The organism is Bacteroides sp. LFL-34, assembly GCF_027257075.1.
Classification (GTDB): Bacteria; Bacteroidota; Bacteroidia; order Bacteroidales; family Bacteroidaceae; genus Bacteroides; species Bacteroides ovatus.
In genome coordinates, this window is the sequence record NZ_JAPQKZ010000052.1 from 21284 (window position 1) to 41667 (window position 20384).

The window sequence follows — 20384 nt, forward strand, 5'->3', positions numbered from 1 at the left end:
CGATATTCACTCATTGTTATGAGTTGGTAGCAAATCGCCAAGCTAATATCCTGCTACTTTTAGTTCCCTGCTGCATTCGAATAACTTTATATTCGGACACATTCACCGATTTTAATTTGGTATATAACTTTTCCAGATTTTTTTCTTTAGAAACCAAACTCGTAAACCATCCGCAGTTCTTCTGATATTTTTGGCTCTCGGAAATCATATTCAATAAGAAACGAACTTCTCCGCCCTCGCACCAAAGTTCATTCGCACTCCCGCCGAAATTTAGCTGCACTTTATTTATCTTCGTACCTTTCAGACTGCTTAATTTGCGTAACGTTCCGTCTTCCGCCTCTTCACGCGAACTATGAAACGGAGGATTGCATATTGTCACATCAAAATACTCATCAGGCATAATAATTCCATCGAAAATCTTCTTACTATCTTTCTGAAGTCGCAAGTCAATCTTATGAGCCAACACAGGGTTGCAAGTCACTATCTTTCGTGCATTTTCTATCGAAACCGGATCAATATCAGTACCAACGAAGGTCCATCCATATTCAGTGTGTCCTATGATCGGATAAATGCAATTTGCACCTACCCCAATATCCAGACATCTACATTTAGACTTCTGTCCATTAGCATCTCCTGCCGGTAAATCCGGTGTTGTTCCGTTCGGCTGGATAAGATCGGCAATATAATGAATGTAATCCGCCCTTCCGGGAATAGGCGGACACAAATATTGCTTCGGTATGTCCCAATACCGGATGCCATAATAAGTTACCAATAATGCTTTGTTCAAAGCCTTCACCGCTTGCGGATTAAAAAAGTTTATAGTTTGTATTCCGAGGGGATTGAGCGATACGAATCTCTTTAATGGAGGATAATTTTCCATCAACAATGGAAAATCATACTGACCATTGTGCTTATTTCTTATATGTAACTCACCTTTTTTTGCCATGCGGGCAAAGATACAGAGAATTTTCCTGCCTACAAATTCTTCTTAACTCTTATCCTAACACTCTTCTGAATATCATATATAATATTCTACCATTTCAATCAGCCCGGCGCGTAAAGTATACTTAGTTGCTTCATATACATTATTCACACCCAACTTCCGGAAAATATTCTTTTTATGGGTGATAATAGTATGAATGCTTGAGGTTCTTTCCAATGCTATTTCTTTCACAGATTTCCCATGTGCTATCAATTTAAGAATGTCAATCTCTGTAACAGTCAAAACAGAATGAATTTCCGGTTTGTCGGAACCGATTATCAATAAATTGGTTATCTGATGACAAAGAAATCGCTCCCCGTGTGCTGTACACATCAATGCAGAATGAATTTCCTCACCGGAGTTCTCTTTCAAAATCATACCAATATTCCTTTCTATACTCATCCTACGAATAAAGTCTTCGCTCAATTCATTGGAAAACAATATCCAACGAACTCTCGGAAAACGTTTTTCTATAATAAGAAACTCTTCTATACCATTGATGTCAAACAGTGTATAGTCAAGTATAACGACACTGTCATTACATTCTACCAATGCAAGCATGAGCTCTTTCTTGTCTGTCACATCTATCATGCGACATCCACTGAATATAGCGGAAATATATCCATACATTCCCATTCTGGTTATATCCTGATTATCTGCTATGATAAATGTAATGTCAGTGTTCATTGTTATTCTGTTTTTTTAAATTCAACGGATATTTTTCAAACGCATATTGCAGCCCGGAGACACGGAGGTATCATCGTTCTTTATTAGCTACATCAAACCACAAACGGGTAGTAATCTCATCTGCTCCCTGATGGGATATGGCAATCTGATACTGCTTACCATTCAGTGATTGTTCCGTTACGGGATAAAAAAAGCGACGAGGTAACTCTCCGGAACCCAAAACGGAATCGGGACCAGGGATAAGCTGGGGATAACCGAGCCTGCGCCAGTCAGTGAAAGCATCGGGTCCCTGTCCATAATAAGCGATCCACTTCTGCCAGCCGATAGATTCATACCAATGTGCGGCGTCGAACCGAATCGCCTCCTGCTGTAAATAGGAATCGATTATACGATTGTCTATAATGCCAAACTGATTCAATGAAGCAGTAATAGCTTCGCAGTAGAGCGTTTCCGCATCAGCCGTTATCCAGCCGCGTGCAGCGGATTCTGCAAAGATAAACAAGACCTCGGCATACGTATAAAATACAGCCGGAGAGCTATCTTTCAAAAAATAAGTACCGGGACGGGAAACTTTATTAAATCCCTGATTATTAGCGGCATCAGCAGATAAGGAATTGGCAGCTCCTACATAGTTTTTCACACCTTCGTCTTGAGGTAGCTGGGCTAAAATTCCAATTCTCGGATCATTCCATTCATTCAGTTTATCAATCAACGTTTTTGATACCCGCTGATCATCACGTGAATTGAAAGCAGATGCCCATGGATTCCATTGTGGTGAAGAAGTAAAAACAAAACGGGCTATAGCATCATTGCTATCTATTACACTGTTACGATTATCCCAAAGGGAAGCAATAACCCGACGCGCTGTATCCTCATCCCGGTCAGCTAATTCAAGGGCGATACGTAGCCGTAGGGAGTGGGCCAATTGTTTCCAGCGGGTAATATCATTTCCGTAAATCAAATCCCCTTCTACCGTTCCTCCTGTGGTAGAAAGCAACTGGTCAGCAGCGATCAACTCCTCCAAAAGCCCGCGCAAAACAGTCTCTTGTGAATCATAAGCGGGTGTTACACTTTGTGCATATTCACTGTATGGTATATTTCCATACAGATTGGTCAGCAACAGGTAAACCCACGAACGCCACACTGTAGCTATCCCTCGATAATTATCATTTCCGAGTTCCGAACTGATAATAGCATTCAAGTCGGTTATTAGCGTTGCATAGCCGGTGTCCCACGTAGTGGTAAAGCTGCCATTATCCACATTATAGCAATCTGGCTCTGTATATTGTATTTTAGCCCAATGTTGCACCCACAACAGAGTAGAATTATAGTTCGTACTACTTCCCCAATAAAGATTGGCGGCATGATACTGTGCAGCGGCAAGTAAATAAGCCGGCTGTGGATTTTCAGTGGCATTGGGGTTGCGGTTGATATCAGTCAATTCATCATCACACGATGATAGAGAAATGGCAACCACTTGTACCCATATTATATATAAAAAATATATTCTTCTTTTCATCTTATCCTATTATTTAAAAGTTCACATTTAGAATTTCACGGAAAGGTTCACACCAAAGGAACGTGTTGTAGGCAATGAATAGGCTTCTACTCCTTGTGCGTTTCCAGTAGTCAAAGCCGATTCCGGATCTATATTAGGGACGCTCTTATAAATAGTCCACAAGTTACGTCCCGTCAGTGTAACGGAAGCTTCTTGCAAATGCAGTTTCTGCGTCCACAAGCGAGGTAGACGGTAACTCAAAGCGACTTCTCGCAGTTTCACGTAAGAAGCATCATATACATTAGCTTCAGCAATACTGTAAATACGATGGTAGTATTTCTCGGCAGATACAACCTCTTCGTTCTTAGAACCACTTTCCGTCACTCCTTCTACCATAATGCCATCCTGATACACACGGGTGGATTGCCCATTGACCTGGGCATAGTAAAGTCCATCAGAGGATACGGAATAAGAAGGAGATTCTGATAATCGTACATTGTTACCCATGGCGTCAGTATAATACCACAAGCCACCGTGCTCGGCATCCCGGCCCGATAATGTGTTAGCTAATACACCGGTATATTTTCCAGTTTTATTAGTGTTGGAAAAAATAGAACCACCTACACTTGCATCTATCAGAAAAGAAAGACTTAACGAACGATAACTGAAAGTGTTACTGATACCGCCTGTCCAGTCGGGCGTAAACTTCCCCAACGTTTTATTAGTGGTCGAAATCTTAGGCAGACCGTTAGCATCCACCACAACGTTTCCATTAGCATCACGCACGTATGAAGTGCCGAACAGGGTTCCATAAGCTTCGCCCACTGAAGCCAGTATCTGAATACCAGACGAGTAGAGCTGGTAACTCGTAATCAAACCTTCATCATCCAATTTGACAACCTTGCTGCTGTTGGCACCATAATTCAAATCCAGATTCCAACGAAACCCTTTCGATGTTTGTATAGGAACAGCGCCCAATTGTATTTCATAGCCACGATTACGGATATGTCCGGCATTACGCACCTGCGACGTGTACCCACTGGCAGCAGTAGTAGCTAGTTTCAATATTTGATTACGACTATCGGTCTTATAGTAAGTGAAATCCAAGTATAGGCGATTGTCCCAAAAAGCCGCCTCGAAACCAGCTTCTATAGATGACGTCTTCTCCGGTTTTAGATTCGGATTCATACCAATGGTAGAAGAACTTTGAAGTGGATTCCCATTGAAAGCTGTTTCTGAAGTAAAGACCGTTGCCAATTGATAAGGATTGGCATCTGCTCCCACTTGAGACCATCCTCCACGTATTTTTAGGTAGTTAACAGCTTTACTTCTCCATCCGAAAGCTTCAGAAAGCAACACACTAGCCGTCACCGAAGGATAGAAATAAGAATTGTTGTCCACAGGTAGTGTAGACGACCAATCGTTCCGTCCTGTTATATTCAAGAAAGCCCAACGACGGTAATCCAGTTGTATGGAACCGTAAAGGCCATATTGCCGTAAACGGTAGAAATCATTGGACGAAATGAGCGGATCACGCGAGTTAGTCAATGTATAAAGATCAGCAACCGCCAAACGGGGAGCAGCCTGATAATTATTCTCATATTGTTTGTTACGTACATTAAAACCCAGAAGAGCGTCAATTCCCCAATTTTTATTCAACTGTTTGATATAAGTCGCCAATACTTCTGTGTTATTCTCTTTCACCGTATAGGCATCTTCAGCATAACTGCCGTAAGGCGAACCGGCACCTGCACTCCCCCATTTTACTTTGGATTTCCTCCGGTCATTATACCAGTCGGTACTAGTACGGAAACGCACATTCAGCCCATCTGTCAGACGGAATTCGGCATGCAGATCACCTATCAGACGATGACGTTCCTGACTCTGTGTATTATAAGAAGCACTCCAAAAAGGATTGTCGTAATAGCTTGAATTCCAGTTGCGAGTATAGTCCGCCTTCAATGAGTTCGTATCCACTTGACGTCCGAACCACAAGAACTGAAGCATAGGACTGTTAGAACGTACGTTACTGCCCGAGGGGGTAGCTGACCCCGGTAAACTGGGAGCTGTATAAACGATGTAATTGGCCGTAGCTCCCACCACAATCCATTTTGCCAGATGGTAATCCGTATTTAGGCTGATATTCGTCTTATTAGTTCCAGCATCAGGAACGATACTGACTTGTTTTTCGTAGTTATATCCTACACGGAACTGGTATTTGTCGTCTCCACGGGCAACAGAAATACCGCTGTTTGTAGAAATACCCATGCGAAAATAATCGCGTACATTGTTGGGATGGGATACCCAGGGAGTAGCCACACGATTACCGTCAGCGTCCAATGGGCTATCGAACTGAGGAATCAACAAACCAATATCAAGACGTGGCCCCCAGCTTTCGTCTACCCCGTCATTCACACCTGCACCCTTGCCATCTACATAACTGAACCGTCCCCCTGCCCCTTGTCCAAAAAGATTTTGAAACTCCGGCAAGGTAGCAACAAAAGAGACTTGCGTGGAAGAATGTAATGTAATCCCTATCCCTTTCTGCCTTTTGTCTCCTCCCTTAGTAGTGATGACAATAGCACCGTGAGCAGCACGCGCACCATAAAGGGCAGCGGCATTCGGACCTTTCAATACAGTAAGTGTTTTTATGTCTTCCGGATTCAGGTCTGCTATTGCATTTTTAAAATCGCGTCCGCTGGAACGTGCATTAAGCTGCGAATTATCCACTGGGATTCCATCCACAATAAAAAGCGGTTGATTCTCACCTGCAATAGAAGTTTCACCACGAATAACGATGCGACTGGAACCAACATCTCCTTGTGTATTGGTAATACGCACACCAGCTATCTTACCACTCAACGAATTTAACAGATTATTATCTTTCCCTTGCACCAAAGCATTCTGTTTTACTTCCTGTGCCGTATAGCCCAATGCCTTTTTCTCGCGTGAAATACCCAAAGCCGTTACTACTACCTCATCCAGCAGATGCGTATCACTCTTCAGTGTTACCGATACCTGTGGTGCAATAGCCACCTCTTTTGCCATCAGACTAATGTAAGAGATTAGCAGCCGGGTGGCTGATGGCGGGAGTCCACTCAGTTCAAATCTCCCGTTGACATCAGTTACGGTACCCAATGAAGTTCCTTTCACTATAACTGAGGCACCGATAACCGGCTCCCCATCTTCTTCTGTGGTGACGATGCCCCGCACTGTTGTCACCTGTGCTGCCCCTTGTATCACTCCTATTGCAAGAGCAAGCAAAAATAAATGAATCCTTTTACCCATTATTGTTTACTGTTAAAATGATGGGGCAAAGGTATTAGATATATACAAGCTGATAAATCCCGTATGAATGGCATTTTATATACCATATTTGCGGTATATTTACAGTTGCGTGTATGACTTTCAGATTTTTGCTTCTAATCCTTTTTATTATTCAAAGCCTGTCTGACATCGTCAAACAGATCATCCACATCCTCCAAACCAATTGAGAAACGGATAGTCGTATCCAACACATCCATGTCCTGTCGCTGTTTATCAGTAAACGGTCCAAAAATAGTACTTGCAGGATGAATAGCAAGCGTCTTATTGTCAAACAAGTTAGTAGCGCGACGTATCAATTTCAGTCGGTTGATGAAAGCAAAGCATGCCTCTTTACTTTCCAGGTCTATCGTAATCATAGCACCGGCAGTCGGACCAAACTGTCTTTGTGCCAAAGCGTAGTATGAATTATCCTTCAGCCCCACATAATTCACACGTTTGACAGCAGATAATATGCGAAGCTTACCAGCCAACATAGCGGCATTGGCAGACTGTATCCGATATCGCGCGTCCAATGTTTCCAATCCGATAGTATGCATATAGGCCACATGAGGAGTCATATAAGCTCCCAGATTGAGTAACATCTCTGTACGCATACGTTTACCGAATCCCGGACATGTACCATAATCAATTACTAAACCACCAATGGAAGTGGCTCCCCCTGATAAATATTTGGTACTGGAAACCACTTCAATATCTACGCCTAAGCTATGTGAATCGAATTCTGTGAAAGGAATAAGCGTAGTATCAACGATGAGAGGAATTCCCCTTTCATGAACTATCCGTGAGAGCGCCTGTAAATCCGCCACTTCCATCTGCGGATTGGTGATAATCTCCACATAAATGCAGCAGGTATTACTGTCTACTACTTTCTCTACTGCTCCAATGTCTGTCAAATCACACAATCTAGGTTCCACCCCGAAGCGGGACAATGTACCAGCAATAAACGAATAAGTATTACCAAACAAATGACGCGATGTAATTATATTCTTTCCTGCAGCTGCAATTGAAAATAATGTATTACTAATAGCCGCCATACCGGAATTGAGGGCTATGACTTCTGCTGCCCCCGTAAGTTCCTTCACCTTATTCTCAAAAAAAGTCACTGTGGGATTCATCACTCTGGAGTAATCCGGAGCATCTGTCCGCCCGCAAAAAGCATCAGCCATGTCATCAGCATTGTCAAATTCATAAGCCGCTGTATGGTAAACCGGCATACTGAGAGAATTGTAAGCATCTCTTCTTTGGAACTGCGTATGAATCGCTTGGGTCTGTTTTTTCATCATTCTATTCATTAATATTATAACTATCAAATCTCGTACAATCAGAACAAAGGTAGATATAAAAACTGAAATCCGACAGTAGATCAAAACAGATATTTAACTGATAATAAGCATTTTGGAATAATATTCTTTAAACCGATAAATTCAATCTGAAAAAAGAGTGTTTATTCTAAAATAAACAGTTCAAATAGTGTTATTTTCTATTTCAACAGAAACCGCCCCTTTTTATGCTTATCTTATTCACATACACAAAATAAAAAATCCCCGTAAAGTAGTACTTTACAGGGATTTATCTATTAATTGAAGCGGAGAGACAGGGTTTTGAACCTATAACTCTAACCGCTTATATGTCAGCTACTTTGCTTTCAAAATTTCAAATAGGTAACGAAACAGTAACGATTTTTAATCGTTAAGCCTGTCCAACTTTGACCGTGTTTGTCTGCCTAACTTTCGGGTTCAAAGATACTGCATTCTTTTGAAACTCGCAAATATCTGATAATAAATATTTTTGGGTTAGTGCAAGGTGCAAGCTATATATATAAATATATACTTGCACCTTGCACTAAAAAAAAGCACTGGGGTACAAATGGTTAAAACAAAATCCGTATCTTCGTAACCGATTAAAAACAAACGTGTATGATAATAACTAACCGTGAAGAAGTAATAGATAAAGCATTTGGGGTATTTGTCAGGATGAACTACGAGAAAGCAAGCATCATCACGCTTGCCAAAGCCTGCGGGGTGACAAAAACGGGTATCGTTTATTATTTTCCGCATAAGCTGGATTTATTCATGGCTGTGGCAGACAAATACGTGCTAAAAATGCACGAACCGGGAAACAAGTTTGCCACTCCTGCCGATACGTTGGCAGAGTTCATCGGGCAATACGTGGCAGGGGTAGCCGCTTCCATGAAAAGGATTGTTGAACTGATTGGCGACAATGGCGACCCGCATGATTGTAGCTCCAGCTTCTACTACTTTCATTTCCTGTCACAAGTGCGTACGTACTATCCGGGCATCAGGCAGAAAATCGAAAGAGTATTTAGCCATGACCATGACCTGTGGGCGAAAGTCGTGCAGAAAGCAAAAGAAAGCGGGGAAATCAGAAGTGACACGGACGTGAAGAAAACGGCTACCATGTTCCGGCAAATGTTTTTAGGACTGTCATACGAACAAGCATTCCTGAACGGTTTGAACGTGGACGAACTGGCAGAAAACTTTCGCTATATCTATTCGCTGCTTAAAGCCTGATACAGTTTTGTTTTTTTAACCTCTATTATTTTTGAACGTATGTTCAAAATGTGGCATTTTTGTTCTATCTTTGGAGCATGAAGCAAAATTCAGCGACATGGATAAGGTTCAGAAACAAAGAGGAAGCATCGTGCTGCACAAAGAAACAAGGGACGGTGCAGACTACATACGGATAGAATATGCGAGCAGTCAGGCTGTCGCCCAACTGCTCGCCCAAGACACAGGCATGGAAATGGCTGGCAACGGCTCTGCATACATAGCGTCAGCCGCTTTCAGCCTGCCGGATTTCTACGACCGCTATTCACCCCACGCCTATATTGATTACAGCCGGGTTTACGTGCGGCATCCCAAACCTAAAAGGGAATACACACTGCCGAAAGGCTACCTCGAACTGCTGGAACAGAAGCGTTACAGCCCCTCGACCGTCAAAACATACCGTGCCTATTTCAGCGACTTCATGGAATATCACAAGGGACGGAACATCGACCGCCTGAAAGTGCCGGACATCAACAAGTACATACTCTATCTTGTGAACGAGAAGAAAATCTCGGTGTCGCAACAGAATATGCGCATCAATGCTATCAAGTTCTATTACGAGCAGGTGAAAGGCGGCAAACGGCAATACTACGGCGGTATCACCCGTGCCAAAGAGTACAAGAGCCTGCCCGAAGTGTTGAGCAAGAATGAAATTAAGCGCATCCTTGCACAAATTTCCAACATCAAGCATCACTGCATGATTTCGTTGGTTTACTCTGCCGGACTTAGAAGAAGCGAATTGCTTAACCTGACCCCGCAGGACATCAACAGTGAAACAATGTCGGTTCGCATCATGGGCAAGGGGAAGAAATGCCGTTATTCGCTCCTTTCGCCCAAGTTGCTGGAAGAACTACGGCACTACTTCCGGGAATATCGCCCACAAAAATGGTTGTTTGAGGGCGAAACACCCGGAGAACAATATTCGGCAAGTGCATTGGTGAAAGTGCTGAAAGAAGCCGCACATCGTGCTGGCATCAAACACCGTGTACACGTACACATGCTGCGCCACTCCTTTGCCACACACTTGCTGGAACAGGGAACAGACCTGCACACGATACAGGAATTGCTGGGACACAACGACATCAAGACCACAACCATTTATCTTCATGTGTCAAGTGCCCATAAAGCAAAAATCCCTAATCCCCTTGATACACTGGATAATCCGTGAGGTGCAGTTATAGAAGTGTAGGAACGACACCATAAGGTGCGGTTATAAATAAATTATCAACCATAAAACGTAGAAATATGTACGAAGAATTTTTAGAAAAAAGCCTCAATAGCAAGAGGCAAGCAGTAGATGATACTTTTATTGCTAAATATGCTGATTTGTCTTATCCCGAACTGAATACTTTATGGCAGGAGGTCGGGTTAGGAAGTTTTTGTAATGGGCTGTTTAAGCTCATCAATCCATCCGATTATCAGGATGTGATAAACTCCTGTTTTGAAAAGGAGGATGACCAATCATTTCTACCATTCATGTGTACGGCTTTCGGCGATCTCTTTGCCTATGTAAAGAATCCGAGACTGAATAATTACGTCGTTTATCTGAATGTCAGATACGGAACATATTTAATACTTCCTGCCAATCTTCGTGCGATTTTTAATAAGGTAATGGTAAATGAAAGTTTCTTGAAAGGCTGGTTTGATTTAGAAAATTATCCTATAATACAAGAAAAACTCGGAACTCCAGATTATGACGAGTGTTTTGGATATTCTCTACTTTTGGCTTTGGGAGGAAGTGAAGATATTGAAAACATCAAGATAGTCAAGACTATTCCGTACATTGACATTTGTACCCAAACAATCGGCGAATTTGAAATTGCAGATAAATGGTGAATATAGAATAGGTTGATAACAACGCAGGATAACGGCAAGCCGTTCCCTGCTGAACCATTACTAACAATACGAATAACTCTTTATGACAAAATTCATTTTAGATGCGATGTATTATCAGATATTCATATTTAATAGGGATAAATTTATATTGGAAAATCCACATGAGCGGACGATACAGATAATATGTGGAATATTATTTCTTCCTGTTATAGTATTGACGTATCTACTGATAAAGGAGAATTTCAATTATAAAACCCCTTTTGTGTTTTTTATCATAATCTATGTTTTACTATACAAGACATTCTGTTCGTATTATATCAAAAGGAAAAAAGGTATGGAAATTATAAGGAGTAAACCTCTAATATTTAATAGCCAAAAGATTTCTTCCTTCATATCATGGATGATTTATCCCATTTTGGTTGTATTACTTTATTTTATAATAACACATCGTCATTGGCTAAAAATTATACAATAAAGATTTAATAAGTTAGTAACAACGAAAGATAGCATCTGACGATGCTCCTTTCTAACCAATAGCGTACATATATGAATAATGTAACAAGAGTAAGAATTGTATATGAATGTAGCATAATAGGTGTTGTTTTGCTGACATTCTTAAAAGGTATGTTCCCATACATGGGAGCATGGTGGCGAGTAGCCCTTATTACTTCACTTGTAGGATTGTGGTTTTCACTATCTTATCTGAAACGGTATAATTATAAATGGGGGTTCAATTACATAGGAAATCATTTATACATTAACCTCTTATTGAAAGTACAGAAGTGGTTTCAGAACGCTACAATCATAGCCTTATTGATACCTGTATTCTTAAAAGACCTCTTGTATAATCAATATTGCTTAGTAGCATATATATTGCTTGTAGGTATGTTCTTGGGCGTGAAGCTGGCTACTTACACAGTAGAGTACGCTATATATAAAAGTAAATTCATTGGTAACAAGGAAAGATAACCCCTGAACGCTTTCCCTCACCAAACCATTATGAATAAAGGAATAAAAAAGACAGATAACTATTTTGAACGAGTGAAGCAGCGTGCAAACCGGACGAATTACAGATACTATTTTTTTGACTACCTATATTTCAAGGGAGAGGTTTGGGGCAAGAAGATAGGACGGATGTCAGGTTTTATACTGCTGTTTTGGTATTGGTGGTGGATAGTAGTTCTGCCCGGTAACTTTCTCCTGATTAACAATGTACCGCAATGGTCGTCCTTACATCTTGGCTATTTAGGTGCAATGTTTTTGTTTATTTGTGTATTTATTCTTGCACGATACAGGAAAGCCCGTGTACAGGCATTGTTGAACCGCTACCGCCGCTCTAAGCATATCAGCGCATTACAGGCATATTTTCTGTTCCTGCTGCCCTTTGTACTTTTCTTCTTAGAAACATGGCTGTTCGATGAATGGGGTTGGACGGATTGCGTGAGGTGGAACAAATGATATGTCATTCATATATAAAACATCAGATATGGAACAACGGATTACATCACTATTGCTGCCCGCTCCCGAAGCGGAACTGGAAGCGTCCTGCAAGGAACTGGACGAAAAGGTAACATGGCTGCTGCACAACAGCCGGAAAATGGACAACTACTTGGAACTTGAACCGTTCAGCAAGGACGGGCGGCTGTGCGCCCACGTGTGCGACACGCTCAAAAGCCTGCCGGAAACGCCGACACTGGCGGCGTACAAGGACTACAAGACAATCATCATTCTGCTGGGTATGTCCACCACACATTACGCCATACTGGACGAACTGGCGGAACAGCACCGCAAGCGGGACGACATACCCGAACTGACCGCCTACTGCGATGCGCTCCACTGGATGCGACCGGGACGGCAGTACCTATGCAACGTGTACAACACGGTATGCCACGCTTTCCACCTGCTGCGGAGAAACCCGGTAAGGGACAACCGCCTGCTGGTGACGGAAAAGGAGCTGTGCCACGCCGAACGGATGCTGCCGGAACTGGGCAGGCAGACGTTCACCGAAATGGTACGTCTGAAAGGCTACATGGTCTATGATGCCGAGCAACTGGCGGATAAATGCGGCATGGAATACGGCTCGTTCCGGCGAAAGGTAAAGAAAATGACCGGGTACACGGCTAAAGAATGGGTGATAAAGGAACGGGTAAAGGACGTGGAACACTACCTGATGAACACAAACCTCACGCTTACCGAAGTGGCGTTCACCACCGGGTTCGCATCGACATCGAACTTGAACGACTTCTGCAAGGCTTACTTGCTGGACACACCGGGCGAGATACGCAGAAAAGCGCAGGAAACAAGAAAATGCACAGTTACAAGAACGTAATGTGAAAAATCAAGAATAAAACAGATTTTTTATGCCCGTAACTTTGTGCTTCATAAAAGATAAGCACAAGGTTATGGAACATAAGATACCGTTGGAAACATACTTCGCCGGACTGCTTCAAAAAGTGGAATGGCAGATACAGGAATACGAGGACACCGCAGCGGACACGCTGACGCTCTGCCGCCTGTGCGTGGACTACCTGCAAGAGATACTGGGCGAACTCAAAACCTTTATAATCTCCTACCCGTTCGCCAGCACGGAAGAAGAAATACACTTCTTCAAGGAACTGAAACCGCTTTTAGCAAGCAAAATCATCTATTACAACACCGTTTACAAGATAGAGGTGCGCTTTCCCAGCGGCAGCGAGGACGTGCAGCGGGACTACCTGCTGTCGGAAACCGACCGGATTTCAAAGTCGTTCCAGCGGAACTTGGCGTTCTACCAGTACCACCGCACGAAAGCCACCTACTTGGACAGGCAGTATTTCATGCGTGGGAAGCCTGACATACAAATCATTGTGGACAGTTTCTATTACGAAACAGACCCACAGTTCAGCACCAGTCACGACTTCAAGGTAGCCAAGATTTTAGCCAACGAACTGCTGGAAATATACCTCACCAACCGACTGCACGAACTGGAACGCCGGGAACAGCGCAAGCGGGTGAAGAACGGCTTCACAGGAAAGGTGCTACGCTGGACGGGGACGAAAAGGGCGTTGGTGGAGCTTGTCTATGCACTGGACGCCTGCGGCTGTCTGAACAAGGGAACGGTTGATATTAAGGAGATTGTAGCCTATTTTGAATACGTTTTCGACATCGACCTCGGCGACTTCTACCATACCTACATGGAACTCAAAGCCAAGACCAAAGACCGCACAGGCTTCCTCTCCACCCTGAAAGACAGGTTGCTGCTGCGCATGAGGGAACAGGATTAGGCAACCGTTCTTTAACAAAATTTATTTCGCCACAGGTGGGTTCGCCTGTGGCGTTTTATTTTTCAGGACACCCGAACTTTGCGGCAAATCAATTAGTTACCATTATGGAAATAATAACATTCGAGTCCAAAGCCTACAAGGAACTGGACAACAAAATTACTGCCATTGCCGATTACATATTCAATCATGTAGAAAAGGCAAAACAAAGTGAAGAAGATATGTGGGTGGACAGCTACGAGGTCTGCACGTTCCTGAAAATAAGCGAAAAGACCCTGCAACGCCTGCGGGTATCGGGGACTATCGCCTATTCCAACATCAGGGGACGTTATTTCTACAAGGTCAGCGAGATACGCCGGATGCTGGAAGAACGTTTGATTAGGAGCAACAAAGAGAACATCGACAACCTGATAACCAACCACCAACTGTATGCTAAGGAAAGAGGAAATCTTAGAAAGAACAAGTAACGGGCTGGCGGTATTCAAACACTACCTGCCCGGAAACTGGCGCATAGGTCGCAACTTCCTTAACCCGCTGTACGAGGACAGCAAGGCTTCCTGCAACATCTACTTCGACCGCCGGGGCGGTATCTACAAGATGAAAGACTTCGGCAACGACAGTTACAGCGGCGACTGCTTCTTCCTCGTGGGGCAGTTAAAGGGGCTGGACTGCAACCGGGCGGCTGACTTCGTGGAGATACTGGAAATCATTGACCGGGATTTGGGCTTGGGGCTGGCTTCCGGCACTCCGGTTTCCGTTCCCCCGGCAACCGTCCGCCGGGCAGAGCCGGACAAACCCGAAGAAAAGCCCGAAAAGCCCGTCAAGCCCTACCAGTTCCGGGAACAGAAATTTCCGCTTGCCGAACTGGTGTACTGGCAACAGTACGGCATCACGCCCGAACTGCTGGAACATTACAAGGTCTGCTCGCTCCGGGAATACAACAGCGAAACGGCAGAGGGCAAACCGTACACCTACACTTCATCGGTGGCAGAACCCATGTACGGCTACAAGGGCAAACAGTACATCAAGCTGCACCGCCCGTTCTCCACGCCCCGCTTCCTCTATGGCGGCAGCTTCGGCGAAAACTACTGTTTCGGGCTGGAGCAACTGCCCGCCAAAGGCGACACGCTATTCATCACGGGCGGCGAGAAAGACGTGCTTTCGCTGGCGGCGCATGGTTTTCACGCTATCTGCTTCAACAGCGAAACGGTGACGATACCGCCAACGCTGGTTTATCGGCTGACGTTCCGCTTCAAGCACATCGTCCTGCTCTTTGACATGGACAAGACGGGCAGGGAAAGCTCACGCAAGCAGGAAAAACTATTGGAAGAATTTGGCGTGAAACGCCTGCTGCTCCCGCTTCCGGGAACGAAAGAGGAAAAGGACATATCCGACTACTTCAAAGCCGGGAACACCCGTGAAGATTTCCTGAAACTGTTTATCGAATTTTTAGACAACCTGTATAGCGACACATTGATTATGCTTAAATCGTGCGAGATAGATTTCAACAACCCGCCCGCCAAAGCGCAAGAGATTATTTCGGCGGGTGACGTTCCGTTAGGAACACAAGGCAACCTGTTCGGCATCACCGGGGGCGAGGGAACGGGAAAGAGCAATTATGTAGCCGCAATCGTGGCGGGCTGCATCTGCCCGGCTGGTGCGGACATAGATACGCTGGGCATACAGATAACCGCCAACGGCAGGCACAAGGCGGTCTTGCTATATGACACCGAACAGTCGGAAGTGCAACTGTTCAAGAATGTAAGCAACCTGCTGGCACGTGCCAAACAGCCGGACAAACCCGATGAGCTGAAAGCGTTCTGCCTGACGGGTATGTCACGCAAGGAACGCCTGAACGCCATTGTGCAGAGCATGGATAAGTTTTACTACCAGTACGGCGGCATCCAGTTGGTCGTCATTGACGGCATCGCCGACCTTGTTAAGAGTGCCAACGATGAAGCGGAAAGCGTGGCGGTAATAGATGAACTTTATCGGTTGGCGGGCATCTACAACACCTGTATTCTTTGTGTGCTACACTTTGTACCGAACGGCTTGAAACTGCGGGGACATTTGGGCAGCGAGTTGCAGCGTAAGGCGGCTACAATCCTTTCGATAGAGAAAGACGAAGAACCCGCCCAGTCGGTCGTGAAAGCCCTGAAAGTAAGGGACGGAAGCCCGCTGGACGTTCCTCTGATGCTCTTTGCTTGGGACAAGGAAGCCGGGATGCACGTGTACAAGGGCGAGAAGCCCCGTGAGGAAAAGGAGAAGCGCAAGGAAAGGGAACTGGTGAATGTCGCACGTGACATCTTCGGGCGGCAGACACGCATCACCTACATAGACCTTTGCGAGCAGTTGCAGCAGGTCTTGGACATCAAGGAACGCACCGCAAAGAGCTATATCCGCTTCATGCGGGAAAGGGACATCATCACCAAAGACACGGCGAACCAAAGCTGTTTTGTCATCGGTTCATATAATCTTCGATGGAACACAAGTTGTCCATAAGCGTATGGATAAAACTTGTGTAATTCATGTGCTTGTGTCCTGCCCTGTTGTGAAACACGGCAGGATTTTTTCTGTTTGCACGTGAAAATTCAGGGTATTTGCTTAACTTTGCAGAAGTTACACGAAAAAAGTAACGGCAGTTGGACGGCGGTTGCCGGAATATTGCCTTTATATATAACATATACGTTCGCCGAACGTCCCAAAGTAGAAAACTGGCACTTTTCAAAATGTGGGGATATTCAGCGCAGGATATGCTATGCGTTTGTCATAGCGTGGCTGCACTGTTTCCACATTTGGGTATGCCAGTACCTCTACTTTGAAACAGCGTCATGCCACGCTTTCTTTTTGGGGTGGCGGCTAACGTGCCAAGACAGTAGGGATTTATATCACTTTAATACCTGACAATATGGAACAAATCAAAGCGCACATCGCCGTATCGCTGGACGGGCATACCGCCACGCCGGACTATGAACTGGACTGGTTGCCTGATAAAGTAAAAGCTATCATCGGCAAATACTATTTGGATGCGGATTGCCTGCTTATGGGGGCGAACACCTATAACTACATCTTTGAACACTGGGGCGGGTGGCCGCACAAAAGCAAGCGGTCTTTTGTGGTGTCACACTACGACACCAACGTGACGCCGGACTGCGGCGTGGAGTTCCTGACCGAAGAACCGCTGCAAAGGGTCTATGAACTGAAACAGAAAACCGACATATTGGTAGTTGGCGGCGGCAAGCTGCTTACTTCATTGATTAAAGCCGGATTGCTGGACAGCCTGACTATCTACACCGTCCCAGTCATGGCGGGCAAAGGCATCGGCTTTATCGGGGAAACATTCGGCTCACATTGGAAACTCTCGAAAAGCAGGGTGCTGGATAACGGGGTGGTCTGTTCGACCTACCTGTTTGGCGGGAGCGTATAAAAAATGCGCCCGGTTCCCGCCGGGCGCAACCACTAAAATTTCAATTATTATAAGTTGTAAAACCTATCACAATGAAATTTCAGTGGCAAAGATAGGCTATTTCTTCGGTTTCGCTTTCTTTTCGGGAAATGAAAAACCGATATTGAACTGTTCGTCCAGCACAAGCGAAGCATCGAAAGCCTTGCCGTTCTTGCCCTTGAAGCCCTTGATTAGCCCTGTCTTGCGTTTCGTCGCCAGCTCGACAATCTGCTTGTCGGAAAGCTGCTTGTCGCACTTGTTGCGGAATATGGTAAGCGTGCAGTCCACGTTGGAACACTTCGCCACTTTCGGGTAGAACAGGATGCGCCCGTTATTGCATTTGGGGCAGGAACAAGTTTCGCCATTGGCGATAGATAACTGCACCGATAGCAATTCCGCCGTGATTTGAGCGGCGTACACCTCAATGCCCTTTCGGAACATGTCGGCATCCATGCTGCCCGCTTCTATCTTGGCAAGGGCGGTTTCCCACATGCCCGTCATTTCGACATCGGCAATCTTCTTGTCCCTGACAATCCTGTAAACGGCAAGCCCCTTGTCGGTGGGTACAAGGTTCTTCTTCTCACGCACGATGTACTGGCGGGCGAACAGCGTTTCGATAATCGCCGCACGGGTGGCGGGTGTGCCTATCCCGGCATCTTTCAGGCTGGCTTTCAGTTCGGCATCTTCCAGTTCCTTTCCGGCGTTCTCCATTGCCGCAAGCAGGCTGCTTTCCGTGTGCAGCGGTTTCGGCTTGGTCTGCTTTTCGAGCAGATCCACGCCGGAGAGTGGCAAATATTCTCCCTCTTGGAGTGGCGGCAGGCTGGCGGCTTCTTCATCCCCGCCCGTTTCCTGCTCGCCGAACACGGCACGCCACCCGGCTTCTTTCATCACAGACCCTTTCACCGTGAAGTCGGTATCTCCCCCTGACAGCAAGGCGGTGGTAACGTCTTTCACGCACTTGCCCGAAAAGGCTTCCAGCATACGCCCGGCTACCAGCTCGTAAACCGCCCGCTCGTCTTTGGAAAGTTCGCCGGGCAGGTTCTCGGTAATGATTAAGGCGTGGTGGTCGGTCACTTTGCTATCGTTCACGCTGCGGCGGTTCAGTGCCGCACCGTCCAGCCCGGCGGCATACCCGGCAAAGCGGGGGTATTGCCCCAGCAGGGCGACACGTTCCGGCATTTCATCGAAAACGTCCTCCGGGATATAGCGGCTTCCAGTTCGGGGGTAGGACATCACTTTCTTTTCATACAGGCTTTGCGCTATGGAAAGCGTCTTGTCAGCCGAGAAGTTCAGCTTCGTGTTCGCTTCCTTTTGCAGCGTGGTAAGGTCGTACAAAAGCGGCGGTTCTTGACAGGCTTCTTTCCTCTCAACGGATTTAACCACAAGTTGCCCGGCATCCTTTACCCGTTGCAGGGCGGCTATGGCTTCGGGCTGCTGTTCCCACTTGGCGGTCGATTGGGCGGTGAAACTTATTTCCCCGCTGGCGGTCGCCGCTTTGAGTTGCCAAAACTTGGCGGGTACGAAATTCTTGTTCTCCAAATAGCGGCTGCATATCATCACGAGCGTGGGTGTCTGCACCCTGCCCAGTGAGAACACCCCCTGCCCGGCGGCAACGCTCAACGCTTGGGTGGCGTTTATCCCTATCAGCCAGTCCGCTTCGCTGCGGGACTTGGCAGAAAGGTAGAGGTTATCGTAATATTCGCCCGGCTGCAAGTTATCCAGCCCCTCACGGATTGCCTTGTCGGTAAGGCTGCTTATCCACAGACGCACAAATGGTTTCCGACAGTTCAGGTAATGGAAGATATAGCGGAAGATTAGCTCACCCTCACGCCCGGCATCGGTGGCGACAATAATCTTGTCGCACTGGTCGAAAACTTCCTTTATCACTTTCAACTGTTTCAGCACGCCGGGGTCTGCCTTGTAGCCTTTCTCCGCTTTCACCTGACGGGGAATTAGCTGGAAATCGGGCGGCAGTATGGGCAGGCTCTCCCTGCGGAAGTTCGCCACGCCGTAGGCTTCCGGCATGGCAAGCTGGATTAAGTGGCCGAACGCCCATGTCACCATATACCCGTTGCCGGAAAGATAACCGTCATTACGCCCGGTCGCACCGATGATGCGGGCGATGTCCTTTGCCACGCTGGGCTTCTCTGCTATCAATGCAATCATAATTCTTTACTTTTTAAGGTGGGTACTACATTTTCATTCCTCTGGACTTCTTGGGCTTGTCCGCTTTCAGGCTCTTGTCCTGCGCTTTCTCCTGCTTCTCTTTCTGCTTGGCGGTGGGCTTGTCCTGACCCTGTTTCAGCGGCTCTTTGCCCTGCTTGGTGGCTTCGTTGGTCTTGCCCCCCGAATTGACCGCTACCTGCGTCCGGCTCTCGGCGGCGGGGGTAACGTCTTTCGGCTGCACCTTGTCGGGGGATTTGCCCTGTGCGCCGGGCTGTACATGACCGTTGAACTCAACGCCCTTGCCGTCCTTTAGCCCGGCTACCTGCTGCTCTGCGGGCTGCTGTCCCTGCTGCAAGAACTGGACGGCGGCACGGGGCAGGAACTCCAAGCCACGCTCCACCGCACTGACCTGCAAATAGGCACTGCGCTTCGTGCCGTCCCTGAATTGCAGGTTTTCCATTTTCACCGCTTGCCCGGCTTCAAAGGCGGCTTTCTGCTCCGGGCTGACTTGCACGTTACAGATTGTATCGGGGCATTTCCACTTGTCAGCCCGCATATACTCCAGTTCGTGCGTGTACCTGTCCCGGCTGACGAACACGGGGATTTGCTCGCCGCT

At 46.0% G+C, this 20384-nt stretch carries 18 protein-coding genes; 11 read left to right on the forward strand and 7 right to left on the reverse strand.

Features of this window, described 5'->3' with window-relative positions:
* Positions 1-16: 16 nt before the first annotated feature.
* The 5 genes from rlmF to N5O98_RS22895 form a co-directional block, all read right to left on the reverse strand.
* Positions 17-946 carry a 23S rRNA (adenine(1618)-N(6))-methyltransferase RlmF gene (gene rlmF, locus N5O98_RS22875; RefSeq protein ID WP_004305783.1) on the reverse strand — a complete coding sequence of 310 codons (930 nt, stop codon included), beginning with the start codon at positions 944-946 and terminating at the stop codon, positions 17-19.
* A gap of 72 nt (positions 947-1018) precedes the next feature.
* Positions 1019-1669: a response regulator transcription factor gene (locus tag N5O98_RS22880; RefSeq protein WP_008775003.1), complete on the reverse strand. Its 651-nt coding sequence runs from the start codon at positions 1667-1669 to the stop codon at positions 1019-1021.
* 70 nt (positions 1670-1739) lie between these two features.
* The gene (locus N5O98_RS22885; protein ID WP_008775004.1) at positions 1740-3188 is read right to left on the reverse strand and encodes a SusD/RagB family nutrient-binding outer membrane lipoprotein; all 1449 of its coding nucleotides are present in this window, start codon (positions 3186-3188) and stop codon (positions 1740-1742) included.
* 27 nt (positions 3189-3215) lie between these two features.
* Positions 3216-6455 carry a SusC/RagA family TonB-linked outer membrane protein gene (locus N5O98_RS22890; protein ID WP_004309997.1) on the reverse strand — a complete coding sequence of 1080 codons (3240 nt, stop codon included), beginning with the start codon at positions 6453-6455 and terminating at the stop codon, positions 3216-3218.
* A 134-nt stretch (positions 6456-6589) separates the two neighbouring features.
* On the reverse strand, positions 6590-7774 hold the full coding sequence (locus N5O98_RS22895; protein ID WP_004309996.1) for a PLP-dependent transferase: 1185 nt from the start codon (positions 7772-7774) through the stop codon (positions 6590-6592).
* A 636-nt stretch (positions 7775-8410) separates the two neighbouring features.
* On the opposite strand from N5O98_RS22895, the gene N5O98_RS22900 reads away from it, so the two are divergent.
* From N5O98_RS22900 to N5O98_RS22945, 11 genes are all read left to right on the forward strand, one after another.
* Complete coding sequence (locus N5O98_RS22900; RefSeq protein ID WP_004309995.1) at positions 8411-9025, forward strand: TetR/AcrR family transcriptional regulator; 615 nt, start codon at positions 8411-8413, stop codon at positions 9023-9025.
* Between the two features lie 97 nt (positions 9026-9122).
* On the forward strand, positions 9123-10229 hold the full coding sequence (locus N5O98_RS22905; protein WP_004309994.1) for a tyrosine-type recombinase/integrase: 1107 nt from the start codon (positions 9123-9125) through the stop codon (positions 10227-10229).
* Positions 10230-10306: 77 nt separating this feature from the next.
* The gene (locus N5O98_RS22910) at positions 10307-10897 is read left to right on the forward strand and encodes a T6SS immunity protein Tdi1 domain-containing protein (protein ID WP_004309992.1); all 591 of its coding nucleotides are present in this window, start codon (positions 10307-10309) and stop codon (positions 10895-10897) included.
* Between the two features lie 82 nt (positions 10898-10979).
* Positions 10980-11372: a hypothetical protein gene (locus N5O98_RS27625; RefSeq protein ID WP_010803471.1), complete on the forward strand. Its 393-nt coding sequence runs from the start codon at positions 10980-10982 to the stop codon at positions 11370-11372.
* 71 nt (positions 11373-11443) lie between these two features.
* On the forward strand, positions 11444-11866 hold the full coding sequence (locus N5O98_RS22915) for a hypothetical protein (protein WP_004309990.1): 423 nt from the start codon (positions 11444-11446) through the stop codon (positions 11864-11866).
* A 30-nt stretch (positions 11867-11896) separates the two neighbouring features.
* The gene (locus tag N5O98_RS22920; RefSeq protein WP_004309989.1) at positions 11897-12355 is read left to right on the forward strand and encodes a hypothetical protein; all 459 of its coding nucleotides are present in this window, start codon (positions 11897-11899) and stop codon (positions 12353-12355) included.
* A 28-nt stretch (positions 12356-12383) separates the two neighbouring features.
* A complete protein-coding gene (locus N5O98_RS22925) occupies positions 12384-13226 on the forward strand; it encodes a helix-turn-helix domain-containing protein (protein WP_053398678.1) in 843 nt (280 codons plus the stop codon).
* Positions 13227-13257: 31 nt separating this feature from the next.
* Positions 13258-14160, forward strand: a complete 903-nt coding sequence (locus N5O98_RS22930) for an RteC domain-containing protein (RefSeq protein ID WP_004309987.1) — start codon at positions 13258-13260, stop codon at positions 14158-14160.
* Between the two features lie 104 nt (positions 14161-14264).
* Complete coding sequence (locus N5O98_RS22935; protein ID WP_004309986.1) at positions 14265-14624, forward strand: helix-turn-helix domain-containing protein; 360 nt, start codon at positions 14265-14267, stop codon at positions 14622-14624.
* Positions 14587-16659 (forward strand): bifunctional DNA primase/helicase, encoded by a 2073-nt coding sequence (locus tag N5O98_RS22940; RefSeq protein WP_117720619.1) that lies wholly within the window; start codon positions 14587-14589, stop codon positions 16657-16659. The genes N5O98_RS22935 and N5O98_RS22940 overlap by 38 nt, the downstream gene beginning before the upstream one ends.
* Before the next feature lie 406 nt (positions 16660-17065).
* A complete protein-coding gene (locus N5O98_RS22945) occupies positions 17066-17584 on the forward strand; it encodes a dihydrofolate reductase family protein (protein ID WP_118161233.1) in 519 nt (172 codons plus the stop codon).
* A 96-nt stretch (positions 17585-17680) separates the two neighbouring features.
* On the opposite strand, the gene N5O98_RS22950 is transcribed toward N5O98_RS22945, so the two are convergent.
* Together N5O98_RS22950 and N5O98_RS22955 are read right to left on the reverse strand one after the other, a co-directional pair.
* Positions 17681-19768 carry a type IA DNA topoisomerase gene (locus N5O98_RS22950; RefSeq protein ID WP_004309983.1) on the reverse strand — a complete coding sequence of 696 codons (2088 nt, stop codon included), beginning with the start codon at positions 19766-19768 and terminating at the stop codon, positions 17681-17683.
* 25 nt (positions 19769-19793) lie between these two features.
* Positions 19794-20384: DUF3945 domain-containing protein (locus tag N5O98_RS22955; RefSeq protein WP_269496046.1), on the reverse strand; the 591-nt coding region annotated here is incomplete at its 5' end.

Excerpts from the sequence above, each read along its gene's own strand:
- rlmF (WP_004305783.1), bottom strand. The coding sequence starts at position 946 with ATGGCAAAAAAAGGTGAGTTACATATAAGAAATAAGCACAATGGTCAG.
- N5O98_RS22880 (WP_008775003.1), bottom strand. The coding sequence starts at position 1,669 with ATGAACACTGACATTACATTTATCATAGCAGATAATCAGGATATAACC.
- N5O98_RS22885 (WP_008775004.1), bottom strand. The coding sequence starts at position 3,188 with ATGAAAAGAAGAATATATTTTTTATATATAATATGGGTACAAGTGGTT.
- N5O98_RS22890 (WP_004309997.1), bottom strand. The coding sequence starts at position 6,455 with ATGGGTAAAAGGATTCATTTATTTTTGCTTGCTCTTGCAATAGGAGTG.
- N5O98_RS22895 (WP_004309996.1), bottom strand. The coding sequence starts at position 7,774 with ATGAAAAAACAGACCCAAGCGATTCATACGCAGTTCCAAAGAAGAGAT.
- N5O98_RS22900 (WP_004309995.1), top strand. The coding sequence starts at position 8,411 with ATGATAATAACTAACCGTGAAGAAGTAATAGATAAAGCATTTGGGGTA.
- N5O98_RS22905 (WP_004309994.1), top strand. The coding sequence starts at position 9,123 with ATGGATAAGGTTCAGAAACAAAGAGGAAGCATCGTGCTGCACAAAGAA.
- N5O98_RS22910 (WP_004309992.1), top strand. The coding sequence starts at position 10,307 with ATGTACGAAGAATTTTTAGAAAAAAGCCTCAATAGCAAGAGGCAAGCA.
- N5O98_RS27625 (WP_010803471.1), top strand. The coding sequence starts at position 10,980 with ATGACAAAATTCATTTTAGATGCGATGTATTATCAGATATTCATATTT.
- N5O98_RS22915 (WP_004309990.1), top strand. The coding sequence starts at position 11,444 with ATGAATAATGTAACAAGAGTAAGAATTGTATATGAATGTAGCATAATA.
- N5O98_RS22920 (WP_004309989.1), top strand. The coding sequence starts at position 11,897 with ATGAATAAAGGAATAAAAAAGACAGATAACTATTTTGAACGAGTGAAG.
- N5O98_RS22925 (WP_053398678.1), top strand. The coding sequence starts at position 12,384 with ATGGAACAACGGATTACATCACTATTGCTGCCCGCTCCCGAAGCGGAA.
- N5O98_RS22930 (WP_004309987.1), top strand. The coding sequence starts at position 13,258 with ATGCCCGTAACTTTGTGCTTCATAAAAGATAAGCACAAGGTTATGGAA.
- N5O98_RS22935 (WP_004309986.1), top strand. The coding sequence starts at position 14,265 with ATGGAAATAATAACATTCGAGTCCAAAGCCTACAAGGAACTGGACAAC.
- N5O98_RS22940 (WP_117720619.1), top strand. The coding sequence starts at position 14,587 with ATGCTAAGGAAAGAGGAAATCTTAGAAAGAACAAGTAACGGGCTGGCG.
- N5O98_RS22945 (WP_118161233.1), top strand. The coding sequence starts at position 17,066 with ATGGAACAAATCAAAGCGCACATCGCCGTATCGCTGGACGGGCATACC.
- N5O98_RS22950 (WP_004309983.1), bottom strand. The coding sequence starts at position 19,768 with ATGATTGCATTGATAGCAGAGAAGCCCAGCGTGGCAAAGGACATCGCC.